Origin of the sequence: Halioglobus sp. HI00S01 (assembly GCF_001635445.1) — a bacterium.
Classification (GTDB): domain Bacteria; phylum Pseudomonadota; class Gammaproteobacteria; order Pseudomonadales; family Halieaceae; genus Halioglobus; species Halioglobus japonicus.
The window spans coordinates 304,638-326,331 of sequence record NZ_LWEE01000062.1; the positions used below are offsets into that span (position 1 = coordinate 304,638).

General features: G+C 54.9%; 27 protein-coding genes. 18 read left to right on the forward strand and 9 right to left on the reverse strand.

The window, feature by feature from the left end; all coding sequences use genetic code 11:
* The first annotated feature begins 227 nt into the window (after positions 1 to 227).
* The 4 genes from A3709_RS11890 to A3709_RS23280 all read left to right on the forward strand — a co-directional run bounded on the left by A3709_RS11890 (position 228) and on the right by A3709_RS23280 (position 1,755).
* Positions 228 to 722, forward strand: a complete 495-nt coding sequence (locus tag A3709_RS11890) for a hypothetical protein (protein ID WP_066054644.1) — start codon at positions 228 to 230, stop codon at positions 720 to 722.
* 7 nt (positions 723 to 729) lie between these two features.
* Positions 730 to 930, forward strand: a complete 201-nt coding sequence (locus tag A3709_RS11895) for a hypothetical protein (protein ID WP_066054645.1) — start codon at positions 730 to 732, stop codon at positions 928 to 930.
* Positions 931 to 1,064: 134 nt separating this feature from the next.
* Entirely contained in the window at positions 1,065 to 1,388 is a 324-nt protein-coding gene (locus tag A3709_RS25030; RefSeq protein ID WP_197484161.1) for a helix-turn-helix domain-containing protein, read from the forward strand.
* A 76-nt stretch (positions 1,389 to 1,464) separates the two neighbouring features.
* Positions 1,465 to 1,755 (forward strand): hypothetical protein, encoded by a 291-nt coding sequence (locus A3709_RS23280; protein ID WP_156507719.1) that lies wholly within the window; start codon positions 1,465 to 1,467, stop codon positions 1,753 to 1,755.
* A gap of 34 nt (positions 1,756 to 1,789) precedes the next feature.
* Here the strand turns inward: A3709_RS23280 and A3709_RS11905 are convergent, their stop codons facing one another.
* The 7 genes from A3709_RS11905 to A3709_RS11935 all read right to left on the reverse strand — a co-directional run bounded on the left by A3709_RS11905 (position 1,790) and on the right by A3709_RS11935 (position 6,363).
* Entirely contained in the window at positions 1,790 to 2,644 is an 855-nt protein-coding gene (locus A3709_RS11905; RefSeq protein WP_066054650.1) for a site-specific integrase, read from the reverse strand.
* Positions 2,634 to 3,014, reverse strand: a complete 381-nt coding sequence (locus A3709_RS11910) for a hypothetical protein (RefSeq protein ID WP_066054655.1) — start codon at positions 3,012 to 3,014, stop codon at positions 2,634 to 2,636. Before A3709_RS11910 ends, A3709_RS11905 begins: the two co-directional genes overlap by 11 nt.
* A gap of 30 nt (positions 3,015 to 3,044) precedes the next feature.
* Positions 3,045 to 3,866: a hypothetical protein gene (locus tag A3709_RS11915; protein ID WP_156507720.1), complete on the reverse strand. Its 822-nt coding sequence runs from the start codon at positions 3,864 to 3,866 to the stop codon at positions 3,045 to 3,047.
* An 88-nt stretch (positions 3,867 to 3,954) separates the two neighbouring features.
* Positions 3,955 to 4,641 (reverse strand): hypothetical protein, encoded by a 687-nt coding sequence (locus tag A3709_RS11920; protein ID WP_066054661.1) that lies wholly within the window; start codon positions 4,639 to 4,641, stop codon positions 3,955 to 3,957.
* A 48-nt stretch (positions 4,642 to 4,689) separates the two neighbouring features.
* Entirely contained in the window at positions 4,690 to 5,427 is a 738-nt protein-coding gene (locus tag A3709_RS11925; protein ID WP_066054663.1) for a hypothetical protein, read from the reverse strand.
* Positions 5,417 to 6,100 carry a hypothetical protein gene (locus tag A3709_RS11930; RefSeq protein ID WP_066054666.1) on the reverse strand — a complete coding sequence of 228 codons (684 nt, stop codon included), beginning with the start codon at positions 6,098 to 6,100 and terminating at the stop codon, positions 5,417 to 5,419. The genes A3709_RS11925 and A3709_RS11930 overlap by 11 nt, the downstream gene beginning before the upstream one ends.
* A gap of 5 nt (positions 6,101 to 6,105) precedes the next feature.
* The gene (locus A3709_RS11935; protein ID WP_156507721.1) at positions 6,106 to 6,363 is read right to left on the reverse strand and encodes a hypothetical protein; all 258 of its coding nucleotides are present in this window, start codon (positions 6,361 to 6,363) and stop codon (positions 6,106 to 6,108) included.
* Positions 6,364 to 6,471: 108 nt separating this feature from the next.
* Between A3709_RS11935 and A3709_RS23285 the strand changes: the two genes are divergently transcribed.
* The 12 genes from A3709_RS23285 (at position 6,472) to recA (ending at position 16,580) form a co-directional block, all read left to right on the forward strand.
* Positions 6,472 to 6,762 (forward strand): hypothetical protein, encoded by a 291-nt coding sequence (locus A3709_RS23285; protein ID WP_156507722.1) that lies wholly within the window; start codon positions 6,472 to 6,474, stop codon positions 6,760 to 6,762.
* A gap of 90 nt (positions 6,763 to 6,852) precedes the next feature.
* On the forward strand, positions 6,853 to 7,107 hold the full coding sequence (locus A3709_RS11940) for a hypothetical protein (protein ID WP_066054671.1): 255 nt from the start codon (positions 6,853 to 6,855) through the stop codon (positions 7,105 to 7,107).
* Positions 7,108 to 7,145: 38 nt separating this feature from the next.
* On the forward strand, positions 7,146 to 7,346 hold the full coding sequence (locus A3709_RS11945; protein WP_066054674.1) for a hypothetical protein: 201 nt from the start codon (positions 7,146 to 7,148) through the stop codon (positions 7,344 to 7,346).
* 150 nt (positions 7,347 to 7,496) lie between these two features.
* Entirely contained in the window at positions 7,497 to 10,601 is a 3,105-nt protein-coding gene (locus A3709_RS11950; RefSeq protein ID WP_066054677.1) for a hypothetical protein, read from the forward strand.
* A 298-nt stretch (positions 10,602 to 10,899) separates the two neighbouring features.
* Positions 10,900 to 11,859 (forward strand): helicase associated domain-containing protein, encoded by a 960-nt coding sequence (locus A3709_RS11955; protein WP_066054680.1) that lies wholly within the window; start codon positions 10,900 to 10,902, stop codon positions 11,857 to 11,859.
* 264 nt (positions 11,860 to 12,123) lie between these two features.
* Positions 12,124 to 12,747, forward strand: a complete 624-nt coding sequence (locus tag A3709_RS11960) for a hypothetical protein (protein WP_066054684.1) — start codon at positions 12,124 to 12,126, stop codon at positions 12,745 to 12,747.
* A complete protein-coding gene (locus tag A3709_RS11965) occupies positions 12,740 to 13,117 on the forward strand; it encodes a hypothetical protein (RefSeq protein WP_156507723.1) in 378 nt (125 codons plus the stop codon). Before A3709_RS11960 ends, A3709_RS11965 begins: the two co-directional genes overlap by 8 nt.
* Positions 13,110 to 13,505 (forward strand): hypothetical protein, encoded by a 396-nt coding sequence (locus A3709_RS11970; RefSeq protein ID WP_066054689.1) that lies wholly within the window; start codon positions 13,110 to 13,112, stop codon positions 13,503 to 13,505. The genes A3709_RS11965 and A3709_RS11970 overlap by 8 nt, the downstream gene beginning before the upstream one ends.
* Positions 13,498 to 13,719, forward strand: a complete 222-nt coding sequence (locus A3709_RS11975) for a DUF4314 domain-containing protein (protein WP_066054692.1) — start codon at positions 13,498 to 13,500, stop codon at positions 13,717 to 13,719. Before A3709_RS11970 ends, A3709_RS11975 begins: the two co-directional genes overlap by 8 nt.
* A gap of 42 nt (positions 13,720 to 13,761) precedes the next feature.
* Positions 13,762 to 14,232, forward strand: a complete 471-nt coding sequence (locus A3709_RS11980; RefSeq protein ID WP_066054696.1) for a hypothetical protein — start codon at positions 13,762 to 13,764, stop codon at positions 14,230 to 14,232.
* Positions 14,233 to 14,422: 190 nt separating this feature from the next.
* Positions 14,423 to 15,199, forward strand: coding sequence for a hypothetical protein (locus tag A3709_RS11985; protein ID WP_066054699.1), 777 nt, complete (start codon positions 14,423 to 14,425; stop codon positions 15,197 to 15,199).
* A gap of 232 nt (positions 15,200 to 15,431) precedes the next feature.
* Positions 15,432 to 16,580, forward strand: a complete 1,149-nt coding sequence (recA, locus tag A3709_RS11990) for a recombinase RecA (protein ID WP_066054701.1) — start codon at positions 15,432 to 15,434, stop codon at positions 16,578 to 16,580.
* A 257-nt stretch (positions 16,581 to 16,837) separates the two neighbouring features.
* On the opposite strand, the gene A3709_RS11995 is transcribed toward recA, so the two are convergent.
* A complete protein-coding gene (locus tag A3709_RS11995) occupies positions 16,838 to 17,782 on the reverse strand; it encodes a hypothetical protein (protein ID WP_066054703.1) in 945 nt (314 codons plus the stop codon).
* 196 nt (positions 17,783 to 17,978) lie between these two features.
* Here A3709_RS11995 and A3709_RS12000 point away from each other — a divergent pair, with 196 nt between their 5' ends.
* Positions 17,979 to 18,563 carry a hypothetical protein gene (locus A3709_RS12000; RefSeq protein ID WP_066054705.1) on the forward strand — a complete coding sequence of 195 codons (585 nt, stop codon included), beginning with the start codon at positions 17,979 to 17,981 and terminating at the stop codon, positions 18,561 to 18,563.
* Here the strand turns inward: A3709_RS12000 and A3709_RS12005 are convergent.
* On the reverse strand, positions 18,556 to 20,349 hold the full coding sequence (locus tag A3709_RS12005) for a GGDEF domain-containing response regulator (protein ID WP_066054708.1): 1,794 nt from the start codon (positions 20,347 to 20,349) through the stop codon (positions 18,556 to 18,558). The two genes, A3709_RS12000 and A3709_RS12005, sit on opposite strands and share 8 nt — an antisense overlap.
* Positions 20,350 to 20,534: 185 nt before the next feature.
* On the opposite strand from A3709_RS12005, the gene A3709_RS12010 reads away from it, so the two are divergent.
* Entirely contained in the window at positions 20,535 to 21,692 is a 1,158-nt protein-coding gene (locus A3709_RS12010; protein WP_197484162.1) for a diguanylate cyclase, read from the forward strand.
* The last annotated feature ends 2 nt before the right edge of the window (positions 21,693 to 21,694 follow it).

The following is a 21,694-nucleotide window of genomic DNA, read 5'->3' on the forward strand; positions in this document are numbered from 1 at the left end:
AAGCCTGATGCAAAGTTTTCTCTTAGTAGGGGGCCTTGTGGTCTTTGCTTTATGGTTGAAGAAGCGGTATCCACCAACGACTTAGTGCCTGGGAGCCGAACAGCGGTACGTTAAAACGTACTTTCGCAACCCGCTTTCCCATTAGGTTCAAATATTTATTCGTTTATTTTTCGTCTTAACTGTGGTTTTTTGGTATTATTACCGCCGCAGGCGAAGGGGAAAATAATATGCAAGTTGCCATCGATGCACCGTCACTGTCTGAAGAAATCTACGCCAAATTTGAACAGTTATCGTCGCCACTGGCGCGGGCGACGTTTGAGGATTTCGCTGCCTTTGAACCAAGACTGTCGAAACGGTTACTCTCTGAATGCCCTGAACTTTTTGAACGATTCTGGCCAACACCCGGGATATATCCACCGGGCTCCAAAATTAATGGCGGCCACATTCGATTTTATTTAAACCAGTTTCATTTCACATCAATACCGGAAATACGAGAAACAGCTCCCATCGGCGAAATTGCGGTAGATCGCTACCATGACCGGTACCTGAGTGATTACAGCAAAGAGCGTGAGCCGAATCGAACAGTTTGGTCCCGCAGGGCCCTCATGTCTCTGATCAATATCCATAATATTCGCCGGCGCCGTGAGCTCGGTCGTCATCCAGGCGCCCTGCAGGCCTATGCTGCGTTCGCGGAAGACGGGCTTCCCTGTACGTTGGCGTAAAAGATCAATGACTGAACTGGCCGCTATCGGCAGCACGCTGTTCGCAATAGCGGTGGGCTTCTGGCCACTAAAGATTGGTCTGGAAGAAGATAACCTCGGGCTTGGCCTGTCTGGATTCGCGTTGTCAGCGATACTCGGCTCGGTATTTTTCCTGTTTGCCGTTCCTGCGGCGTGGTTTTTTGCCCGCGAGATCTCGGCTAGCCGCTGATGCCCAATAAACCGTATTTCCCTCCCGCAAGCACTATTTCGATTCGTGGGTATGTTGTCCGTATGGCGACAATTACGATCACAATGCATGATGGCTTGGCGGGCGCGAACCCCTATACGTTTCAGGTCCGAGCAATGCTAGCCGGAGCGCCGAACCTGTCGGCTGTTACCTACGACCGAGTGTGCGAGGCGTTGCGTGAATCAGAGAGATCGCTACGCCGAAGGCTGGACGAGGAGGGGGCTAAGTTTCGGGATCTGCTGCGCGATGAGCGCCGCAGACGATGCCTCGATTACCTATTCCAAGCCGCACACAACCGTGCAAGCAGTGATACAGACGCAGCGAGGGCCACTGGGTTCTCGGATCGGCGGTCCTTTGCCAGATGGTTTCGCACTGAGTTTGGGCTGCCCTGGACTGACCGGGCAAAGGTTATGCACCCACGAGGCCGGCGAGCTGCTTGATACTAGCGCGATCAGAAATTGGAAAATGGTACTGACTTTCTGTGTGTCAACTAACGGGTGTACAAAAGGACAGGCTATGAGTCGTTTTAAGCAAAATATTGAAAAATGGAATTCAATTAAACAAAAACTCGCGCCTTACGGCCTAGCTGCAGTATCCGGCGCCGTGATTGACAAGACTCTTCCAAGGCATATGCATTGTGTCGTTTGCCGATTTGATCAAGTTCGTGATGTTGAGTCTTCCATATTTCTAAGTGAAAACCCGGTAATCTCCAATTGGCTTTTATCACGTGTTGATCGAATTCGAGAGCACAAGCGTGAACAGGCTGAAGCGGCTGCATGGGCGAACCGGCCAGATCTTCATGCATAAAATGTAAAGCCAATTGTGGTGCAGGTAGGGAACGCTACAAGCAATTGTCGATCGTGTCTCTGAGCTCGTTCTCTCGTGGCCGCAGATATTCCATCGTCGTCCCGCCGCTGCGGTGCCCAGCAATGGCTTGTGCCTGAATGAGGCCCCCCGGCGTTCTGACTACGTCGTTCAGCAGGCTCACGCGGCCGCTGTGGGTCGAGCTCTGGGGGAACCCAGCCCAATTCTGCAGGATGTTATTGGCATGCTGCGTAAGCGCTGCCGCGTTGTATCTCCCGCCGCGTTGCGTGACGATCAATGGTATCGACGCTCTCGCCATCCCATTGCCGTCGAGCGCTGTTGGACATGGCTCAAAAACACCCTGCTCTCGATGCTCGTGCAACAGCCAATCGAGATACTGCTTCAGAACGGCGGCAGCGCTCTCCGCGATGGGCACCTTGCGGGTTGTCGGTGTGCGGTCCTTCAAAGGCTGAAAATAATCTGATGCGCTCGGATTCTGCCCCATTGCCAGGCGTTTTCCGTGGTCGTCGAGAATCTCTTGTAGTTGACTGGCCGATATTGTCATCTGCTGTCTAGCTTGCCTTTCCTCAGCACTGCTAAGCGCGTTAGCTCCTTTTGTAATGGCTGCTCGTACGGTGATCCACTCTCGCAGCGTATAGCCCGTCAGGTCATCACTGACATCGGCGATATCGGTGACATCCAGTAACGCCACCTCACCAATCCGGAGTCCGTGACGCAACAGGGCAATGATCGCTCGGTTCTTCGCGGGGTAGCGGTGCTTCCCGATCACCGTGTCAACGTGCTGCCAGTCTTCGGTTGACAGTTCTTGCGCCCGACCTCGTGACGTTCCAGAAGGTCTTCCAGGGGCAACTTTGGGCGTCTTATCCGTCATCGTTCCCACCTCCCGTCTTGGTCTCATTTATTACAAGCTCGTAGCTGTCAAACCATCTGTCAGGCGCAATGTCGCCAGTGGCTATAGCCAGTCGCATCCCGACAGTGGGCCTCCCGATTTTCATTAAAAAAGCAGCTGCTCCCGCGCACATCGCCTCGCTGCCGCTTTGCTGGTAGTCACCATCATCGCTCCATGCACCGCCTGCTTTGGAGTGAACAACCTTGTGGCAGAGAAACGTCGTCGTATCGTCGCTTAACAGCGCATCTACAATGCCGTCCAATCGACCAGGCGCAAGATCGATAGCACCTTCTTTTTTGAACGGACAGTTGCTGCACGGCGCCTTGATGCGATAGTGATCGGCGATGCTCACTCGGCATGGCCGTCGAATAATTCAAGTGAATCAGTCATAGATATATGATTCCTGCTCCAGCGTTTTACCCGCTTTCAAAAGAGTGACGGCCAAGCTTCTCAGCGGTGATTCGCCAGATAGGTGTTTTGCCAGGGCTTCCCGGTCAGACTCCGATAAAAAACGGTGTGTTTTTTCTAGCAGCGCGTCCAGATCATTGGGCACGACAAACGTCAGAGGCGTACCTCCGGCCGCGAGCATGCGTCGCAAGGACTCGTAAATCCTGAATCCCCCCGGATCAATGTCGAACACGCAATGAATGCGCTCATACTGCGACAGCCATCGCTTGTTGCACGTTTTTGTTATTGCATTGCCTACGGCATACGCCATATCAACACCTTCGGACGGCAGCGTCAGCCCGCACCTGTCCCCGAGAAACGTGAGCAAACCGGCTCGTTCCAGAAAGTTCTGCAGGTTTTCCACCAGCACCAGCTCCTTGCCGGGCGGTACCGGATATGTCCACTGACCCGAACTGTCACACTCATAAACGACGGGGGCCGACGACAGCATGGACTGTACGATTACCAGGTTGCCACTCACTGGGACCGCGTGCGATCGGCCGTGCAGCGCCGCGGCGGCACGAGAGGTTTTGTCCACTTCTACGCCCAGATGGTTGACGAGCGCCTGGTACCCCTGCAAGTCCACAACTTCTACAGTGTATGTGCCTGACCCTACGCGTATCGGCTTGAAGTAAGCGTCGATGGTTGACGGCGTTACTTCCTTATCCAACAGGGCTTTGCGGAATTTTGCCCAATCGAGCGGCTCCTCTGATTGCACGGCGGAAAACATTTTCCTTAGCAATTTATCGCTACTCACTGGCACCCCTCAGCATTATCGATTACACCTGTTTTTTTAAACGGGCAATTGCTGCACGGCGTTTTGATCCGATAGTGTTCGGCGATACTCACCAGGATTCGCCTATATTCGCTCTTTCTTCGGCAGAAGCGACGTACTTTTTGGCCGCTGCCCGTTTGATGTGCAATGATTTCATTATCAGTCGAATGGATGCCTCTTTCTTGCCTTCTAAGGTGTCTACAAAACGCAGGGATTTGGGCGTTGCTTTCTCGCAGAGAGCATCACTGGGACCATCTATCGCTCGCGCATTGCGACACAACATGGCATACGTACGGTCAGAGGACTCCGTAGTACCTGGATGCATTTCTTCGTAGAGCGCAGCAGCAAGGTCCCACTTGTCTGTCGCGCAGCAAATATCACACCGTATAGCGTTCATGGATCGGACGCCTTCGGCATCATCGGAGGCCAGTGCCAATTTCAGTCCGCCGTTGGCATACATCACCGCTTCGTCGAACAGTTGCGCGTTGAGCGCAGTCCTGGCCATGTATCCATACATGAAATGCAGGATCGGGAAGTTGACCAACTGGCTCTCGAATTCCTTCATTTTGTCTAGAAGAGCCAACCATTGATCTTGCGAATAGCCCGGCGCCGAAAACCCCCGGAAGCGTACAAGCAACGAGTCCAGAGACTCATTTAACTCCTTTCCTTGAGCAATCTCAGCGTATAAAACAGGATTCTGGATCTCGCCACTTCCACTTATCGCTTTCATCAACTCTTCTTGTGCCTTTTCATCCATTTCACGTTCCCTCTATTGTTTGATAGTGCTTCGTTGGACCAATTCCGATCAGAGCGAGGTAGCTTGGTTTGTAGTCGTACTCGGAGCCGTGGTAACAGATGCGTGGCGAGTGACAACACCGCTGACCTTGAACGTGTGGGTAAGCTGTGTGCCGCACGCAAATTCTCCCCTTTGAGTGTCCTTGCGCCTTTTTATCTCATAGCATCGCGCAAGCAGTTTCACGGCATCGTCGATCAACTCTTCGACCGCCTCATTGACATCCGGCGCCATGTCCGGTGCTTCGCGATCAGGACTGGGCGTGCCGCGTAGATAGCCGCCTATGGTCAATGTGTAGCGGATGACATCGCCGCTTGGCGTGATGCCTTGGCGCTTGTACTCACCCAGATAACGTTCGTTCGCGCCAATCAATAACGTGTGTATCTGTTCCCAGATAGCCGACAATCGGGTTATTTCATCGCCTTGTAACGGCGTGGTGAAGCTGTAGTTGCGAGATAGCGGCGATGCGTCTATTTGCGGGAGACAGGCGGCAGCCAGACACTGTGCAGCCGCTTTGCGGGATACTCCGCTGGCACCCGCTTGCTGTCCATCACGCCGCTTGGCAATCCACTGATCTGATGCGCGGACGACCTCTCCGACACGATGGACGCCCTGATAGGCCAGGTAACTGCCGGCACCTTGCCTGATGAGAGCCACTGCCTCTTGCTGCGCCGCTTGCGCCAGATCTCGCGACGCGCTACCTGGCCCTCCAGGCGCACTTTTGGCTGTCTTGTTCGTGTCACTGTTCATCGGAAGGATGACCCGACTCGAGTCCTGGCGATTCTTTATGCGTGGTGTAGCGCCCAGTCTCCCCATAGACCACGGCGTATAAGTCGTCTAAGTAGATGTCTGGGACCATTGATGAGAGCGTTATCTGAGTGCTTTCCGGCATGGGCTCGCGGTGGTCACGCACCGCTGTCAACGCCATTTTCACTTGCTCTATGTCAGCGAGAGCGCACTTTAACGCTCTATACTTTCGTTCAAACTCTTTACGTCTTTCCGCAGGCGTTTCGCGTTTCTTTGCCGCTTCCCATCCCCGTTCATCAAACTCTACACCTGGAAACGTACGCGCTGTGCCAGAAGGTCTCAATTTCGCCGTTTCCTTGTCCCATCGCTCTTTATACTGTTCGTAGCTCTTAAAAAGCCCATCCGGATGTGGGTCTAGGGCACCCTCCAAATCCTCCAGATAAGGATTTGCCACCATTGACATGTTTTCCTCTAGACTCAGCGTTGGCCTGCGCTTGCGATGTTCAAGCACCGATGTTGCCATCGATGTCAGCTTTTCTAATTCTCGCCGGGCCCGTTCTAGATCCTGATATATATTCGGCGGCAGTTTCAGGGATTCAAGCATCCCGTGCTGTAGCGCTATCTCCGTAAGCGATGGCAGGCTGCCCTGAATATCGTCTCTAGTTTTATCCGTCATGGGTATCAATTACTCTCCTGATTGAATTGCGGCACACATTTTCCGTCACTGTTTGATGAAGGGCTAAGCGCGAGCCGCGCCGCAGCGTGGCGATTCTTCGCCGTGCCCAGGTGCCGCCCCCGCAGGGTCTGTGCCACCCAGCGGCCATGACCACCGAACACCTCACCCTGGCGCAGGCCACCGCGGCGAACCACATAACGCCCCTCAGCAACCTTCTCCAGCGTCACGTCACCAGCACCGCTGGCCTGAATCACCGTACTCACCATCATCAACCTCGCTCACCCTTAATGCAGGCCCACACCGCTGGACCACTTATCTATTAATACACAGTTTAAATAGGTTTTTTGCGCGCAGGAACCGTTTGGCCGAAATTGTCCAAAACCCGCGTAAGTGCCTGTCAGTCCAGCGTATTCTGTGGGCCGCTGGCGCGGCAGCAGGGGCGGGGCGCCTCACCGTCGCGCCCATCCCTCACACCCAATCCTCCCCCCGCAGCGCCCGTGGCCGAAATGGTTCAGGCCGTTTTGACCCACCGCCTGGCGGTGCCCGGGGCGGCCGTGTCGCTCCCGGCGCTGCCAGCGGCGGCGTATCGCACCACGGGGGCAGGCGCCTGTCTTTCCCGACGGCGAGCCGGCGACGGCGCGTTTGGTACGGTTTTGACTTAACCCATAACCAAGCAAGAGGACACCCCAATGCTGACACTCAACCAGCGCACCTTTTTACGCGACGCCATCGCGGTAGCATAGGCGGCAGGCATGGCGAGCCCGCTGTCTGAGGCAGAAACGACATCGCTGAATGCGCTGCTGGATGACGGACTGCCCCAACTGTTCGTTGCCGTGCACTCGCATCGTCACGGACTTGACGCGCACCTGTGCGCTGCCGAGCGCGTACCGACCGGCGATGATGACGACCTTGACGCGGTGGTGAGCGGAGCAGGTATCGACTTCGAGCCCACAGAGGTGAGTACATCGACGTCCTGCCCATCGATGTCGCGCAGCTGGTCGCTGTGATATTACCAGAAGCTGAGGTCTTTGAAGGCCCTCGCGTGATGGCGACTGCCCATACTGACGATCATGCTGTGCACATCAGTTTCGATGCGACGCAGTATTTCTTTGCGGCGAAGGTGGACGGTACCCTGGCGACCGTACTGGCTGAACTGGACGCGTGCGGCTTTGGTGGTGACGAGGCGGCTGACGCTGTGGCGCGCTACGCACCAGAACTGACAGATCTCGATTCAGACAAGGAATGATTGAGCCAGCATGGGATTGCATCGCTGCTGTCGTCTATTTCCACACTTTTAATGTCGCGGATCCATGACGATATATGTAGTCTCTATAAATATTCAGCTTTTCCCGTGGGCGGCTTTGGGGTGACATGAATTTCGAGGAAGGCATTCCTCATGCCTAAATGGACGGAAGACACCATTCGTGCGGTGGTGAATGAGCAGGGCGTAACGTCACGGACGCAGCTATTCCACGAATATCCTCGCGCATACGGAGCTGCGCGGAAGCGCTACCCCGGTCTGCTGGATGATTTGTTGCCGGTAAAAGTACGGACGCCAAGTAAGTGGACGGAAGAAACCATTCGCGCACTGGTCGATGAGCAGGGCATCACGTCACGGACGCAGCTTGATCGTGAACATCCTGGCGCATACGCGGCCGCACGTTTGCGCTACCCCGATCTTCTGGATGATTTGTTTCCTAAAAATATTACCGAATGGACGGAAGACACCATTCGTGCGGTGGTGAATGAGCAGGGCGTAACGTCACGGAAGCAGCTATTCCACGAATATCCTGGCGCATACGACGCTGCGCGGAAGCGCTATCCCGACCTGCTGGATGAAGTGTTGCCGAGAAACCTGCCGCCACACAAGTGGACGGAAGATGCAGTTCGCTCTGTGGTTGCAGAGGAGGGGCTTACTTCGCGCGCCGAGCTTCGGCGCAAACATCCTGGCGCATACGGAGCTGCGCGGAAGCGCTACCCCGATCTGCTGGATAAATTGTTCCCTAAAAATATTACCGAATGGACCGAAGACACTATTCGAGCGCTGGTCGATGAGCACGGCGTTACGTCACGGAAGCAGCTCCAGCGCGAACATTCTGGCGCATACTACGCTGCGCGGAAGCGCTACCCCGATCTGTTGGATGAATTGTTGCCGGTAAAAGTACGGACGCCAAGTAAGTGGACGGAAGAAACCATTCGCGCACTGGTCGATGAGCAGGGCATAACGTCACGGAAGCAGCTCCAGCGCGAACATTCTGGCGCATACGAAGCTGCGCATACTCGCTACCCCGATCTGCTGGATGAATTGTTGCCGGTAAAAGGACGGACGCCAAGTAAGTGGACGGAAGAAACCATTCGCGCACTGGTCGATGAGCAGGGCATAACGTCACGGAAGCAGCTCCAGCGCGAACATTCTGGCGCATACGAAGCTGCGCATACTCGCTACCCCGATCTGCTGGATGAATTGTTGCCGGTAAAAGGACGGACGCCAAGTAAGTGGACGGAAGAAACCATTCGCGCACTGGTCGATGAGCAGGGCATAACGTCACGGAAGCAGCTCCAGCGCGAACATTCTGGCGCATACGAAGCTGCGCATACTCGCTACCCCGATCTACTGGATGATTTGTTGCGGCGAAGCAAATGGACGGAAGATACCATTCGTGCAGTGGTCGATGAGCAGGGCATAACGTCACGGACGCAGCTCCAGCGCGAAAGTCTTGGCGCATACGCGGCCGCACGTTTGCGCTACCCCGATCTGCTGGATGAATTGTTGCCGGTAAAAGTACGGACGCCAAGTAAGTGGACGGAAGAAACCATTCGCGCACTGGTCGATGAGCAGGGCATAACGTCACGGGGACAGCTCGATCGTGAACATCCTGGCGCATACGAAGCTGCGCATACTCGCTACCCCGATCTGCTGGATGAATTGTTGCCGGTAAAAGTACGGACGCCAAGTAAGTGGACGGAAGAAACCATTTGCGCACTGGTCGATAAGCAGGGGATTACCTCTCGGGGCCAGCTCCAGCGCGAACATCCTAGCGCATACCAAGCTGCGCTTAAGCGCTACCCCGATCTGCTGGATGAATTGTTGCCGGTAAAAGTACGGACGCCAAGTAAGTGGACGGAAGAAACCATTCGTGCAGTGGTCGATGAGCAGGGCATAACGTCACGGAAACAGCTCCAGCGCGAACATTCTGGCGCATACCAAACCGCGCTTAAGCGCTACCCCGATCTGCTGGATGAATTGTTGCCGAAGAAGAATGTTGCCATCTGGACGGAAGGCGCCATTCGGGCACTGGTTGATGAGCAGGGGGTTACCTCTCGGGGCCAGCTCCAGCGCGAAAATCCTAGCGCATACCAAACTGCGCTTAAGCGCTACCCCGATCTGCTGGATGAATTGTTGCCGGCAAAAGTACGGACGCCAAGTAAGTGGACGGAAGAAACCATTCGCGCACTGGTCGATGAGCAGGGCATAACGTCACGGAAGCAGCTCCAGCGCGAACATCCTGGCGCATACAAAGCTGCGATTCAGCGCTACCCCGATCTGCTGGATGATTTGTTGCGTCGAAGCAAATGGACGGAAGATACCATTCGTGCAGTGGTCGATGAGCAGGGAATAACGTCACGGAAGCAGCTTGATCGTGAACATCCTGGCGCATACGGAGCTGCGCTTAAGCGCTACCCCGGTCTGCTGGATGATTTGTTCCCTGAAACGACGCTGTCGCCAAACAAGTGGACGGAAGACACCATTCGAGCGCTGTTCGATGAGCAGGGTATTACGTCGCGGGGACAGCTCCAGCGCGAACATTCTGGCGCATACGCGGCCGCGCTTAAGCGCTACCCCGACCTTCTGGATGAATTTTTGCCGGGAAAAATACGGACTCCATATAAGTGGACGGAGGAGACCATTCGCGCACTGGTCGATGAGCAGGACATCACGTCACGGGGACAGCTCGATCGTGAACATCCTGGCGCATACGCGGCCGCGTGTTTGCGCTACCCCGATCTGCTGGATGATTTGTTGCGGCGAAGCAAATGGACGGAAGATACCATTCGTGCAGTGGTCGATGAGCAGGGAATAACGTCACGGACGCAGCTCCAGCGCGCAAATCCTGGCGCATACGCGGCCGCACGTTCGCGCTACTCCGATCTGCTGGATGAATTGTTGCCGAAGAAGAATGCTGCCATCTGGACGGAAGGCGACATTCGGGCACTGGTTGATGAGCACGGCATTACGTCACGGGGACAGCTATACCGAGTAAATCCTAGAGCACACCAAGCTGCGATTGAGAACTTCCCGGCTCTACTAGATGAGCTGTTGCGGCGAAGCAAGTGGACGGAAGACACCATTTGCGCACTGGTCGATAAGCAGGGGATAACGTCACGAGGACAGCTCCAGCGCGAACATTCTGGCGCATACGAGGCTGCGCGGAAGCGCTACCCCGATCTGTTGGATGAATTGTTGCCGCTTAAGAAGACTGTCAACACACCCGCCAGTTGACACACTGACAGAACGCCGCCTAGCTGAGACTTAAGCCTGGCGTCAGCGCCATCGCCGTGCTCAAGAATAGCTAGCTCTATGGCCAATGGGCTCCTTCCTTTTGCGCTCTAGATACCTTGATAGCTGACTCGCCTTGATTTCAGCGACAAGGCTTGTGCCTCGTAGCCGCCAATTTCCCGCTAAGCCACATTTTATAGCAGCGAAGCTATGGTTTAACGACTAGGCAACACACTGTTAATGAGTTATTAGAATATGGCAAACGCACTGACCCAACCCTTTACTCCCTGGGAGGCCGCAAATGTTGGCGAATAAGTTGTGGGAGGTAGGGTTTTGTCAGCTTAGCGCCTTTGCGGAGCGAGAAGGCCATGCTCGCCCGCTCCAATCCTTTAGGACTGACGACGGCTACGCGCTCGGTCACTGGGTGATGAACCAGCGCTGCAATAAAGAAAGGCTCGCTTCTGAGCGCGTTGAGCGGCTAGAGGCCCTGCCAGGCTGGGCGTGGAGCGCTTCGGAGTTCGCTTGGCAGGAAGGTCTTTCCCACCTCGGCGCCTATGTGGAGCGAGAAGGCCATGCTCGACCCTGCCAAACCTTTAGAGCTGACGACGGCTACGCGCTGGGCCAATGGGTGAGCAACCAGCGCCGCGCTAGAGACTCGCTGGCACCTGAGCGCGTTGCGCAGCTAGAGGCCTTCCCAGGCTGGGCGTGGAGCGCTTCGGAGTTCGCTTGGCAGGAAGGTCTTTTCCACCTCGGCGCCTATGTGGAGCGAGAAGGCCATGCTCGCCCGCTCCAAACCTTTAGGACTGACGACGGCTACGCGCTAGGCCAATGGGTGAGCAAACAGCGCCGCGCTAGACACTCGCTGGCACCTGAGCGCGTTGAGCGATTGGAAGCCTTACCTGGTTGGGTTTGGGACATAAGGGCGCTAAGTGATTGGACGGAAGAAACCATTCGAGCGCTGGTCGATGAGCTGGGTATTACCTCGCGGGGACAGCTCAAGCGCGAACATTCTGGCGCATATCACGCCGCGCGTACGCGCTACCCCGGTCTGCTGGGTGATTTGTTGCCGGTAAAAGTACGGACGCCAAGTAAGTGGACGGGAGAAACCATTCGAGCGCTGATTGATGAGCAGGGGATTACCTCTCGGGGCCAGCTCCAGCGCGAACATTTTGGCGCATATCACGCTGCGCGTACGCGCTACCCCGATCTGCTGGATAAATTGCTGCCGCTTAAGAAGGCAGTCAACACACCAGCCATTTGACACACTGACAGAACGCCGCCTCGCTGACACTTAAGCCTGGCGCTAGCAGCATGCGCCATCACCGTGCTCAATAATAGCTAGCTCTATGGCCAATGGGCTCCTTCCTTTTGCGCTCTAGACACATTGATAGCTGGCTCGCCTTGATTTCAGCGGCAACGCTTATGCCTCGTAGCCGCTAATTTCCCGAAAACCCGCATTTTATAGCAGCGACGCTATGGTTTAACGACTAGGCAACACACACGACTGTTAATGAGGTATTAGAGTATGGCAAACGCACTGTCCCAACCGCTGACCCCCTGGTCGGCAGATCACCGACATCAACTGGACCGCGATGCGCGGAGCATCTTTATTTTGCTTCCCAGGTCAGCCGTAGCGCTGGCTAACGTGGTCGGTAGCTTTCATCCTGACAGCGGGATCGACCTCAGCGAGGCGTTCCGTGATGGCCGCGGGGTCCTGGCGAAGGGCCGCTTGGAGTTGGACGAGGGCGTCGAAGTCTCCTACGAGCTCACTCTGTGCGATGCGGCCTCGGACAATGCGTTCAAACTTGAGCTGACGATCTTCGATCCGGCCGTTGATGGCGACGCTGGTGAGCTGCACCGCGGCGTCGTCACGCTGGACTCGCCGATAACGATTTCATTATTTGGGGATGGCTGGACAATCGCGTTGATCGAAGAGCCCATCACCGAGGACGAGTATGGGCAGCGGCAAGGGTCTGTTTGCCCGGTGTGCACCTCTGACCAGATAGAGGGCGGACGCATCGAAGTTGACGGCGGCGGTGCGTGGCAGCCAATAGCGTGCAACCACTGTGGCTCAACGTGGGATGACGATTTCAAGCTAACGGGCTATTCCCGCTTATCGATTTCACGGGAGGATGCCGCCAATGACTAGCGCGTGTTTGGTGCCATCACACCCCCCATTGCGCGCGCCGTTGCGCGAAGGTGATCGATTTGTGACTGTCTCCGGGCGAATTACCGGCCCGTTCCCCAAAAACTACAAATCCGCAGCGCGAGGCTTGCGGGCGCTCAACCGCTGGCTAAAAACCGAGGCGATCGTTGAGGCCAAGCACACCAATAGTGATTACCACGCGACGATGTGGGGAGCGCTGGATGAGAACAACTGGAGCCCTGCAGACGGCGATGGCGTCAACCTTTACCTGTTTGGCGACCCCGATGGCTTTATCGCCAACCGCAAAGTGGTCATGCGCGATGGACAGTGGGAGTTAGCCATCAACGACACGGAAGGAGAAGCCCATGCTTAGGGAGTATTGCATTTTCAACGCGAGAACTGGCGAGCTGGAAACCGTACAGATACCCGAGGCCATGATCGCAAAAGGACTGAAAGACTTTGCCCGCCAGCTGCGCGAACAAGGGAAGTACATCACGGCGCACAAAAACGGTGATGGTGCCGAAATCGCACCTAATGGTAGCGGCGATGAGCCCAGCGACTTTCTTGCCGTACCCGCCGAGGGCGATAGCCTGTGGCTGAATATCGGGCCGATCAGTATCAACCTGTCCGTTGCCGGCGGGGAAGGGGTGTCGGTGTCACTGTATGCCGCGGGCCTCAAAGACCGGGACTCGCTTGCAAGCACATGGATGACCTTCGCAGAGGCTAGCGCAGACATTACGGAGGTAATGACGAATGAGTGACGATCCGATGCAACCCGTTCGGGTCGGGCAGCGCATTAAGCTGCTGGCAATGGCTGATGATCCAGATCCCATCCCCGTGGGAACCGAAGGCGTCGTGACAGGTGTAACCTACTTCCCCGCCTCGAATGACTGGCAAGTTGAAGTGGAGTGGGTGGGCGTCAATCGCTCGCTCAGCCTTATTTATCCGAAAGATTGTTTCTCTATACAGGATTAGAACATTTATTATGCATTGTTTGTATGATAGGAACGAGTCGTCATGTTGATCGATATTACTGACCGCATCAGTGAGCGTTTAGATCGTGAGGCGCTAGCGAAAATCGACTCCAAACAGCGGGATATCCTGCTCAAGAAAGGCGCGGTTGTACACAACGTGATGCCTAGCGACGACCGAATTTCTGAATCTACGTGGAATCACCACACTCACTTCCTCGAAGAAATCGCAGGCCACCCAGATTTCCAGATCAAGTTGGACATTGATCCTCGCTTAGCGTCAACGCTGTTGTTCGGTGCCGTCGACCAGGTCTATGCCGGCACAGTATTTGAGCCCGGGCTCTGCGACACGATCATCGCTGAAACTGATGTGGCTATTCGCTGGGCGCATGAAGGAGGCCGCGACGTGCTTCGGATTATCTTGCCAGACTCAGAGTTTTCTCTCGACCCTTCGTCAATGGCGGAGCCGTATAGGTCTCAGTGGGAAAATTGTACTCCGTTGGTGAGATCGACTTGATGAAGAACGGATATTATTGCTGTTTTCGTCTATTTCCACACTTTTTATGTCGCGGCTCCATGCCGAGATATGTAGTCTATATAAAAATACAGCTTTTGCCGTGGGCGGCTTGGGGGTGATATGAATTTCGAAAAAAGCATTCCCCCGGGAGAATTCTCCATTTGCCGACTCCATCGTAGGGATATGGGGCATGTCTAAGTTGACGGAAGACACCATTCGGGCGCTGGTCGATGAGCATGGCATAACGTCACGGGGACAGCTCTACCTCGAAAATCCTAGCGCATACGAAGTTGCGCGGACGCGGTTCCCCGATCTTCTGGATGATTTGTTTCCAAAAAATATTATCAAATGGACCGAAGACACCATTCGAGCGGTGGTCGATGAGCATGGCATAACGTCACTCGGACAGCTCTACCTCAAAAATCCTAGCGCATACGAAGTTGCGCGGACGCGGTTCCCCGATCTTCTGGATGATTTGTTTCCAAAAAATATTATCAAATGGACCGAAGACACCATTCGAGCGGTGGTCGATGAGCATGGCATAACGTCACTCGGACAGCTCTACCTCAAAAATCCTAGCGCATACGAAGTTGCGCGGACGCGGTTCCCCGATCTTCTGGATGATTTGTTTCCAAAAAATATTATCAAATGGACCGAAGACACCATTCGAGCGGTGGTCGATGAGCATGGCATAACGTCACTCGGACAGCTCTACCGCGAAAATCCTAGCGCATACGAAGTTGCGCGGACGCGGTTCCCCGATCTTCTGGATGATTTGTTTCCAAAAAATATTATCAAATGGACCGAAGACACCATTCGGGCGGTGGTCGATGAGCATGGCATAACGTCACTCGGACAGCTCTACCTCAAAAATCCTAGCGCATACGAAGTTGCGCGGACGCGGTTCCCCGATCTGCTGGATGAGTTGCTGCCGCGTAAGAAGGCTGTCAACAAGCATCGTTCATAGCGCCGCCTAGCTGAAACTTGAGCCTAGTGACAGCAGGCGCCAGTTCACTGTGTTCAAGAATAGTTAGCTCTATGGTCAATGGCCGGGCGCCTCCCTTTTGCGCACTAGATTCATTGATAACTGCCTCGGCATGATTTCCCGCAGCGCAGCGCGAATTCTTCCAGCGTGTATGTTTCCCACAAGAAGCGCAGATATCGCGCTTCACTTTATGTTTTCATGGGTGGAGAGAATCATGCCGAAATCAGAAAAGAACGTTAAGGAAGGCAAACGCAAGGCGCTGGACACTGTCCTTGCGAGCATTGAGAAGCAGTTTGGCGCCGGCACCATCATGCGCATGAGCGACAACCGTGGGCCTTACCCATACATAAGCACTGGTTCTTTAAGCGTAGACATCGCCAGTGGTATTGGCGGTTTCCCAAAGGGAAAGATTTCAGAAGTCTTCAGCCCGAAAGAGGCTGCGGGCAAAACGACTCTGACGCTGCAGGCGATTGCGTGTTGTCAAGCAGAAGGCGGGATCGCAGCGTTTATTGACGCGGAGCACGCGCTTGATCCGGTGTATGCCGAGGCGCTCGGTGTTGACATGGATCAGCTTCTTTTATCGCAGCCGGATAATGGCGAAGAGGCGCTCGAAGTCGCCGAGACCCTGGTTCGGTCAGGTGCTGTAGATCTGATTGTCGTTGATTCGGTGGCGGCGCTCACGCCCAAGGCTGAGATCGAGGGCGAGATGGGGGCTTCCCACGTCGGGCTTCAAGCTCGCTTGATGAGCCAGGCCATGCGCAAAATCACGGGTGCAATCAAAAAAAATAACAGCTGTTTGGTGTTCATAAACCAGATGCGCCATAAAATTGGCGGATACGGAAACCCTGAGACCACGACGGGGGGCAACGCGCTAAAATTCTATGCGTCTATGCGCATCGAGGTTCGCGCGAAGGAGACAATCAAGGACGGCGACGCAGTTATCGGCAAGCGTACCTGCGCAAAGATTGTTAAAAACAAGCTAGCGCCGCCCTTTAGGGAAGGCCTGTACGATCTTATGTTCGGGGTAGGATGCTCCCGCGAGGGAGAGGTCCTGGACTGGGGAGTCGAGTGCGGTCTCGTTGATAAATCCGGTGCGTGGTACTCATACCAGGGCAACAAGATCGGGCAGGGCCGAGACAATGCGAAATCGTTCTTGCGCGACAACACCGATATCGCAGCAGAAATTGAGGCGGCGGTGCGCCTGGACAAGCTACCCAGGCAGTCTGGCGTAACCGGCAATGTCCCAGCGCCTGACGCGCCGCCTGCCAATCATACTGAGGGTGAGGGGTGCGATGAGTCTTCGTTGTTGGGTGGTCCGGTTGTTTTGCAGGACAGCTTAATCCCTCCTGCGAAGGAGGCATAGATCCTTGGTCAGACCGGTTCGGAACGGCGAGGTAACGCGAATTCAGATCGCGACAGCATCAGAGCCCTGTGCCGCGCTTGGGTTGGCGCTTAATGGCAACTTAATCAGCGCTAGCGATTGTGACTGTGACCAAGACCAGTTGCTGGACTTGGAAAGTGCGCTATGTTGCTTCTACAAGTGCCGGTCCATGAGGTTTACTTGCAGCGTCAGCACCGCCGATTGGTCGTGGGCGAAGGTCCTTGACACTGTGCGCCCTGTTAGTCCTCGAGTCTAATGTGGTCGGTCGAGGGAGGAGGAGGCGGCTCGCCTGGCTTATATTGCGCCTCGAGTACATCGGAGCCGGGTGGCGCAATCGAATAATCGGGCGCGTCTACAGTCTCGATCGCGGTCGCCTCGCCTTCAGGCGCACCCACGTGTGTGCCGACAGGCAGAAGTTCTATCGTGTCAGTTGCTGAATTTTCATCTTCGCCGAGAAAGCCAATCTCTCCCAGAATGGGGTCACTGATAGACTGCGCCTCCTCTTGCGGCAGATCATCCCGCTGCGGCTCCTCGGGCATCCTCTCCAGGTCCCCGACGAGATCCTGAAGCGATTCACTGATGCCTTGCAGGTTTGACGATCCTGGAGAGGGCAGTTCCTGCTCCTCGGAGATGTCGGCTTGTACCTCCGTGGCTTCTTCGTTGCTGGACACCGCATCAAAGTCAATGGTTTCCAGTGTCTCAGGCTCAGAACTCGCGTTTGGGAATGCCTGAACGGGCTCCTCAAGGTTGTCTTCTACGGGCTGCTCATGTGTTTCGTCTGTCTGAGCTGCCTCGGACTCTTCCATGTCTTCACCCGTCGTGTACTCGAGAGGCTTGTCCACTTCCTTGATCGGTGCAGATTCTTGACCTTGTTGCGGATCGTTTGGCTCATCACCCACTATCGATGCAAGACGCTCGGCCATAGTTGTCGGCTCGGGCTCTGCCTCCAATGGGGCATCCAGCAGGGGGGGGCGGATAATCGCCACGCCGCCGGCGCTGTCGATAGCAGCTTCGTACTTTTCTGCAGTCGCTTTATCAACATCGCGCTTAATGACCACTTCAGCGCCGCTGAAGAGCGCGGATAGTTTTTGTGTATCGGCCTTGAAGATTTTGGCAAATGCTGCTTTGACGGCGTTTTCATCATGGCCCGGCTGGATACCACCGGCGAAGTAGACTGTATACACGATTTCCTCCCCCACAATTTGTTGCGCTTATCGTGCATTGGAATTCTTACCGACGCCACTTTTATTCGCCTTTTTTATTGTTTTTCAGAGCGCTATTGGCGCCAAAGGTTTGTGCAACCCCTTTTGATATTTATATCTGGTCGGTGGGGGTGTACCATTGAAGAACGAGAAACCACCCCCAAAGACACCGCTTAGCATGAAAAAAAGTCGGGAAATTTGGACGCCAGATCGAATAAGACAGCTTGTTGCTGAGCACAAAATCGAGACGCGATCGGACCTCCAAAAAATCAGCCAGGGCGCTTATCGTGGCATCAATCTGCGTTACCCGGAGCTTGCTGACGAACTCTTTGGTGAAAAAGGTGGTGGCCTTAAGTGGGATGCTGTTCGGATAAGAAAACTGGTTAATGACGCCGGGCTGAAAACTTTGCGAGACCTGCGAATGAGGGCACCTCAAGCAGCCAAGCTACTAACCACTGTCAAGGTCGATCCTAATTCACCGACTGGAAAATCCTACGTCTACGAGTCGCTTGGGAGCGAGCTTTTTGGAAAACACTGGCGCCTCACCAGCGACAGTCGCTTCCTGTTTGAAGAAGAGGTGGAGATGATCATCGACGAGTGCGGCGCTACGAGCCGCAGTGAACTACGTGACTTGAACAATCGGGCCTACCGATGGATGACTCGATGCTATCCGGAACTCGCGATTCGGCGTTTTGGCCCGAGGGTGTCTGGATCGGCCCCGAGGCTATACGTGGACGACGTCGTCAAGCCGACATCTAAATAGCGCGGACCGTGGATGTTTCGAAGCGTTTGCTAACAATTTCAGGCACGTCGGACGCCTCTATGGGCCTTGCGAAGTGAAAGCCTTGTAGCTGATGGGCGCCTTTGCGGACCAGTACTGCACGCTGCTGCTCATCCTCAACGCCTTCGGCCACTATGTTTAGCTTAAGCGCGTGGGCCATCGAAACAATTGCATCGACTATGGCAGCACCTTCCGCACTTGCCAGGTCGTTCACAAAGCTGCGATCAATTTTCAGCGTATCTATCGGGAATCGTGTTAAATACTGCAGGCACGAATAGCCGGTGCCAAAGTCGTCCACGGCCAGTCCAAGACCCATGTCTTTCAGCCGAGTCAGTTTTTCAATGTTGACATGAGTATCCGCCATGATGGCGCTTTCCGTCAGCTCAAGCTCAATCCTGTCGGCCGGCATTCCCGCCTCTCGCAGGAAGGTGTCTATCCAGTCAGGCAAGTCCGACTGGCTAAATTGCAGCGGTGAGACGTTGATGCATACTCTAATTCCTGCCGCGGCACATTCACTTTTGTCCCAGCGTTTCATGTCGCTTACTACACGCCTCATGACCCACTGCCCAAGCTCTACAATCTGGCCAGACTCCTCCGCCACTGGAATAAACTCCATCGGGCTTACCATACCGCGCTCGGGGTGCGGCCATCGCACCAGCGCTTCCAGGCCGACGACACGACCGCTGCCGGCGTCAATCTGCGGCTGGTAATGCATATCGAGTAAGTCTTTCGCCAGGGAATCCCGTAGCTCCTCCTCAAGGTGCAGTTTATCCAGCGCCTCATCGGTGCTAGTGCTTGCCCTGTGGAACTTGAAGCAGGCGCGGCCTTCTTCTTTCGCACTGAACATTGCTACGTCAGCAGACCGGATCAGCTCATCAGCCGTGAGGCCGTCATTCGGGAATATAGAAATACCGATGCTCGGAGTTACTACCGGGTTGGCGCCATCCAGCTCTACCGGCGCTGACAATCTCTCCAGTATTCGACTGGCGACTCGCGCGGCAGCAGCCTCGTCCTTAACGGAGGGGAGCAGTACGGTGAACTCGTCACCCCCAAGGCGAGATACGTTCGTTCCATCTTCGATACTCTCGGGAAGGTTGGAATGCTTTATCCCGACGACATCGTCCTTGCGGAGCTCGTTTTGCAACCGCTGACCAATCTCAATAAGCAACTTATCTCCGAGTTCATGGCCGACCGAGTCGTTGATGCGCTTGAAGTGGTCAAGATCGATGAACATCAGGCTAAAGCCGTCGCCTGTCTGCGAGGCATTGCCAATCATTTCCGACAATCGCTCATTAAAGCATCGACGGTTCGGTAATGAGGTCAGAGGATCATAGTACGCGAGGTATCGGAGACGATCTTCTTGCCGGCGCAGATTCCTGAACGCTGCGGATGATCTCAAGCAATACTGCACGTCCTTCGCCAGGAGCTGCCAATTCAACGGCTTTTCCCTGTACTGCGTGGCCCCGGCGCTAAAACCGTTCTCAATTGCTGACGAATCGCCTCTGCCGGTGATGATCACAATCGGCACGTCCTTCCCGAGCGCGGAGGATCGTATTTTCTGACACACCTCCAGCCCTGACATCCGAGGCATGGATACGTCCAGAAGGATCAGATCAGGATTGATGGCGTTAAATTGCGACAGCGCCTCGATGCCGTCTGCGGCCTCGACGGTTTCTATCCCGGCTTCACTCAGTGCGCGGCGAGTCATCTCTCTGACGTTTGGATCGTCATCTGCAACCAATACAGTTGCGGGAATTGATTCGGTCATAGCATCTTCTCTTTGAAGCCTCTTACACTACAGCATCTGAGCGGTGCTACATATTCGAAATATTAAGATTCCTAGTTTTTTTGTGCAACTTGGGTGTATTTCTGAGATATTATTTTGTCATGGAATTCCAGTTATCAGCCGCGACAAAGCTAATTATTCCTACGTCACTCGTAGGAATATGCCTGGTGGTTCGACCCTATATCGCGAGCGCACCGGGAGAGCTTAAGAACATTGTGATCGCTGCGCCTTACCTCCTCGCAGTTATCGGTGTTATCTGTGCGGTATTCTTTTCGAAGGTTCGCCTGCTTGCGCTCGCTGTCGGACTGTCGATCGCACACTATATTATTCAGACAGAACTGCAGGCGTCTCTACGTGATGCAGCCACATTCCGCGTTTACGTCTTCCTGGCGCTGATCGCTGCCGCGGGGGCCCCGGCCAGTCTTGCACTACCTGACCGCGGAATAACCACGGTGTGGGGAGCTGCCTGCGCTGCAATTATCGCTGCCATTACTGGCGCCTGCTGGATAGTTGCTGGCTGGCTGCCTCTATCTGAAGAAGCTGGTCATCCGATGTCACTGTATTCCACTGAAGGGGTTGTTTTGCCCGCAGCGCTTCAGATCGTGCTGGGGGCTGGAATCGTTTGCTCCTTGATTTTCCTGACTTTTCGCAACACACATGTGGAGGCGGCGGCTGCTACCCTTACTGCATGCGCCGGACTTGTGCTCGGTCTGTTACACCTAGATGATATTTCCTTGGCTGTAGGCGCGGCGGCAAGCCTATGCCTTATTTGGTGCTTTCTACGCGAGTCTCACAAAATGGCGTTCAGAGACGATCTTACGGGACTTCCCAGTAGACGAGCATTGAATCGCAGATTGCGTCAATTGGCCGGCAGCTACTCGATTGCGATGCTAGATGTCGACCACTTCAAGAAGTTCAACGATACGCATGGGCACCATGTCGGCGATCAAGTGCTCCAACTGGTCGCAGCAAAACTCTCTCGAGCGCGCTCTGGTACCGCCTATCGCTACGGCGGCGAGGAATTTTGCATTGTGTTTTCGAGGAAGCGGGCAGAGGATGTGGTTCCAACGCTAAACGACGTGCGCCGGACCATCGAAGACTACAAAATGACGCTTCGCGCCGCGGGGCGCGCTAAATCGAAGCGAGCTGGAAAGGCGCGCAGAGGGGCGACGAAAACTCGTTTCGATACGGTGTCCGTGACAGTCAGTGGCGGGGTGGCATCGAAATCTGATAAGCACACGACGCCCGAGGCCGTAATTGAAGAGGCTGACCGCCTTCTCTATAGAGCGAAACGAGCTGGTAGAAATCGCATTTTTTCAAAGTGAAT

Bases quoted from the DNA above. Each gene is read 5' to 3' on its own strand.
- A3709_RS11920 (WP_066054661.1), bottom strand. From the start codon at position 4,641: ATGGATGAAAAGGCACAAGAAGAGTTGATGAAAGCGATAAGTGGAAGT.
- A3709_RS12005 (WP_066054708.1), bottom strand. From the start codon at position 20,349: ATGACCGAATCAATTCCCGCAACTGTATTGGTTGCAGATGACGATCCA.
- A3709_RS12000 (WP_066054705.1), top strand. From the start codon at position 17,979: ATGAAAAAAAGTCGGGAAATTTGGACGCCAGATCGAATAAGACAGCTT.
- A3709_RS11925 (WP_066054663.1), bottom strand. From the start codon at position 5,427: ATGAACAGTGACACGAACAAGACAGCCAAAAGTGCGCCTGGAGGGCCA.
- A3709_RS11940 (WP_066054671.1), top strand. From the start codon at position 6,853: ATGGCGAGCCCGCTGTCTGAGGCAGAAACGACATCGCTGAATGCGCTG.
- A3709_RS11945 (WP_066054674.1), top strand. From the start codon at position 7,146: ATGGCGACTGCCCATACTGACGATCATGCTGTGCACATCAGTTTCGAT.
- A3709_RS11975 (WP_066054692.1), top strand. From the start codon at position 13,498: ATGAGTGACGATCCGATGCAACCCGTTCGGGTCGGGCAGCGCATTAAG.
- A3709_RS11970 (WP_066054689.1), top strand. From the start codon at position 13,110: ATGCTTAGGGAGTATTGCATTTTCAACGCGAGAACTGGCGAGCTGGAA.
- A3709_RS11980 (WP_066054696.1), top strand. From the start codon at position 13,762: ATGTTGATCGATATTACTGACCGCATCAGTGAGCGTTTAGATCGTGAG.
- A3709_RS25030 (WP_197484161.1), top strand. From the start codon at position 1,065: ATGCTAGCCGGAGCGCCGAACCTGTCGGCTGTTACCTACGACCGAGTG.
- recA (WP_066054701.1), top strand. From the start codon at position 15,432: ATGCCGAAATCAGAAAAGAACGTTAAGGAAGGCAAACGCAAGGCGCTG.
- A3709_RS11960 (WP_066054684.1), top strand. From the start codon at position 12,124: ATGGCAAACGCACTGTCCCAACCGCTGACCCCCTGGTCGGCAGATCAC.
- A3709_RS11985 (WP_066054699.1), top strand. From the start codon at position 14,423: ATGTCTAAGTTGACGGAAGACACCATTCGGGCGCTGGTCGATGAGCAT.
- A3709_RS11965 (WP_156507723.1), top strand. From the start codon at position 12,740: ATGACTAGCGCGTGTTTGGTGCCATCACACCCCCCATTGCGCGCGCCG.
- A3709_RS23280 (WP_156507719.1), top strand. From the start codon at position 1,465: ATGAGTCGTTTTAAGCAAAATATTGAAAAATGGAATTCAATTAAACAA.
- A3709_RS11895 (WP_066054645.1), top strand. From the start codon at position 730: ATGACTGAACTGGCCGCTATCGGCAGCACGCTGTTCGCAATAGCGGTG.
- A3709_RS11905 (WP_066054650.1), bottom strand. From the start codon at position 2,644: ATGACGGATAAGACGCCCAAAGTTGCCCCTGGAAGACCTTCTGGAACG.
- A3709_RS11950 (WP_066054677.1), top strand. From the start codon at position 7,497: ATGCCTAAATGGACGGAAGACACCATTCGTGCGGTGGTGAATGAGCAG.
- A3709_RS11890 (WP_066054644.1), top strand. From the start codon at position 228: ATGCAAGTTGCCATCGATGCACCGTCACTGTCTGAAGAAATCTACGCC.
- A3709_RS11955 (WP_066054680.1), top strand. From the start codon at position 10,900: ATGTTGGCGAATAAGTTGTGGGAGGTAGGGTTTTGTCAGCTTAGCGCC.
- A3709_RS11930 (WP_066054666.1), bottom strand. From the start codon at position 6,100: ATGACGGATAAAACTAGAGACGATATTCAGGGCAGCCTGCCATCGCTT.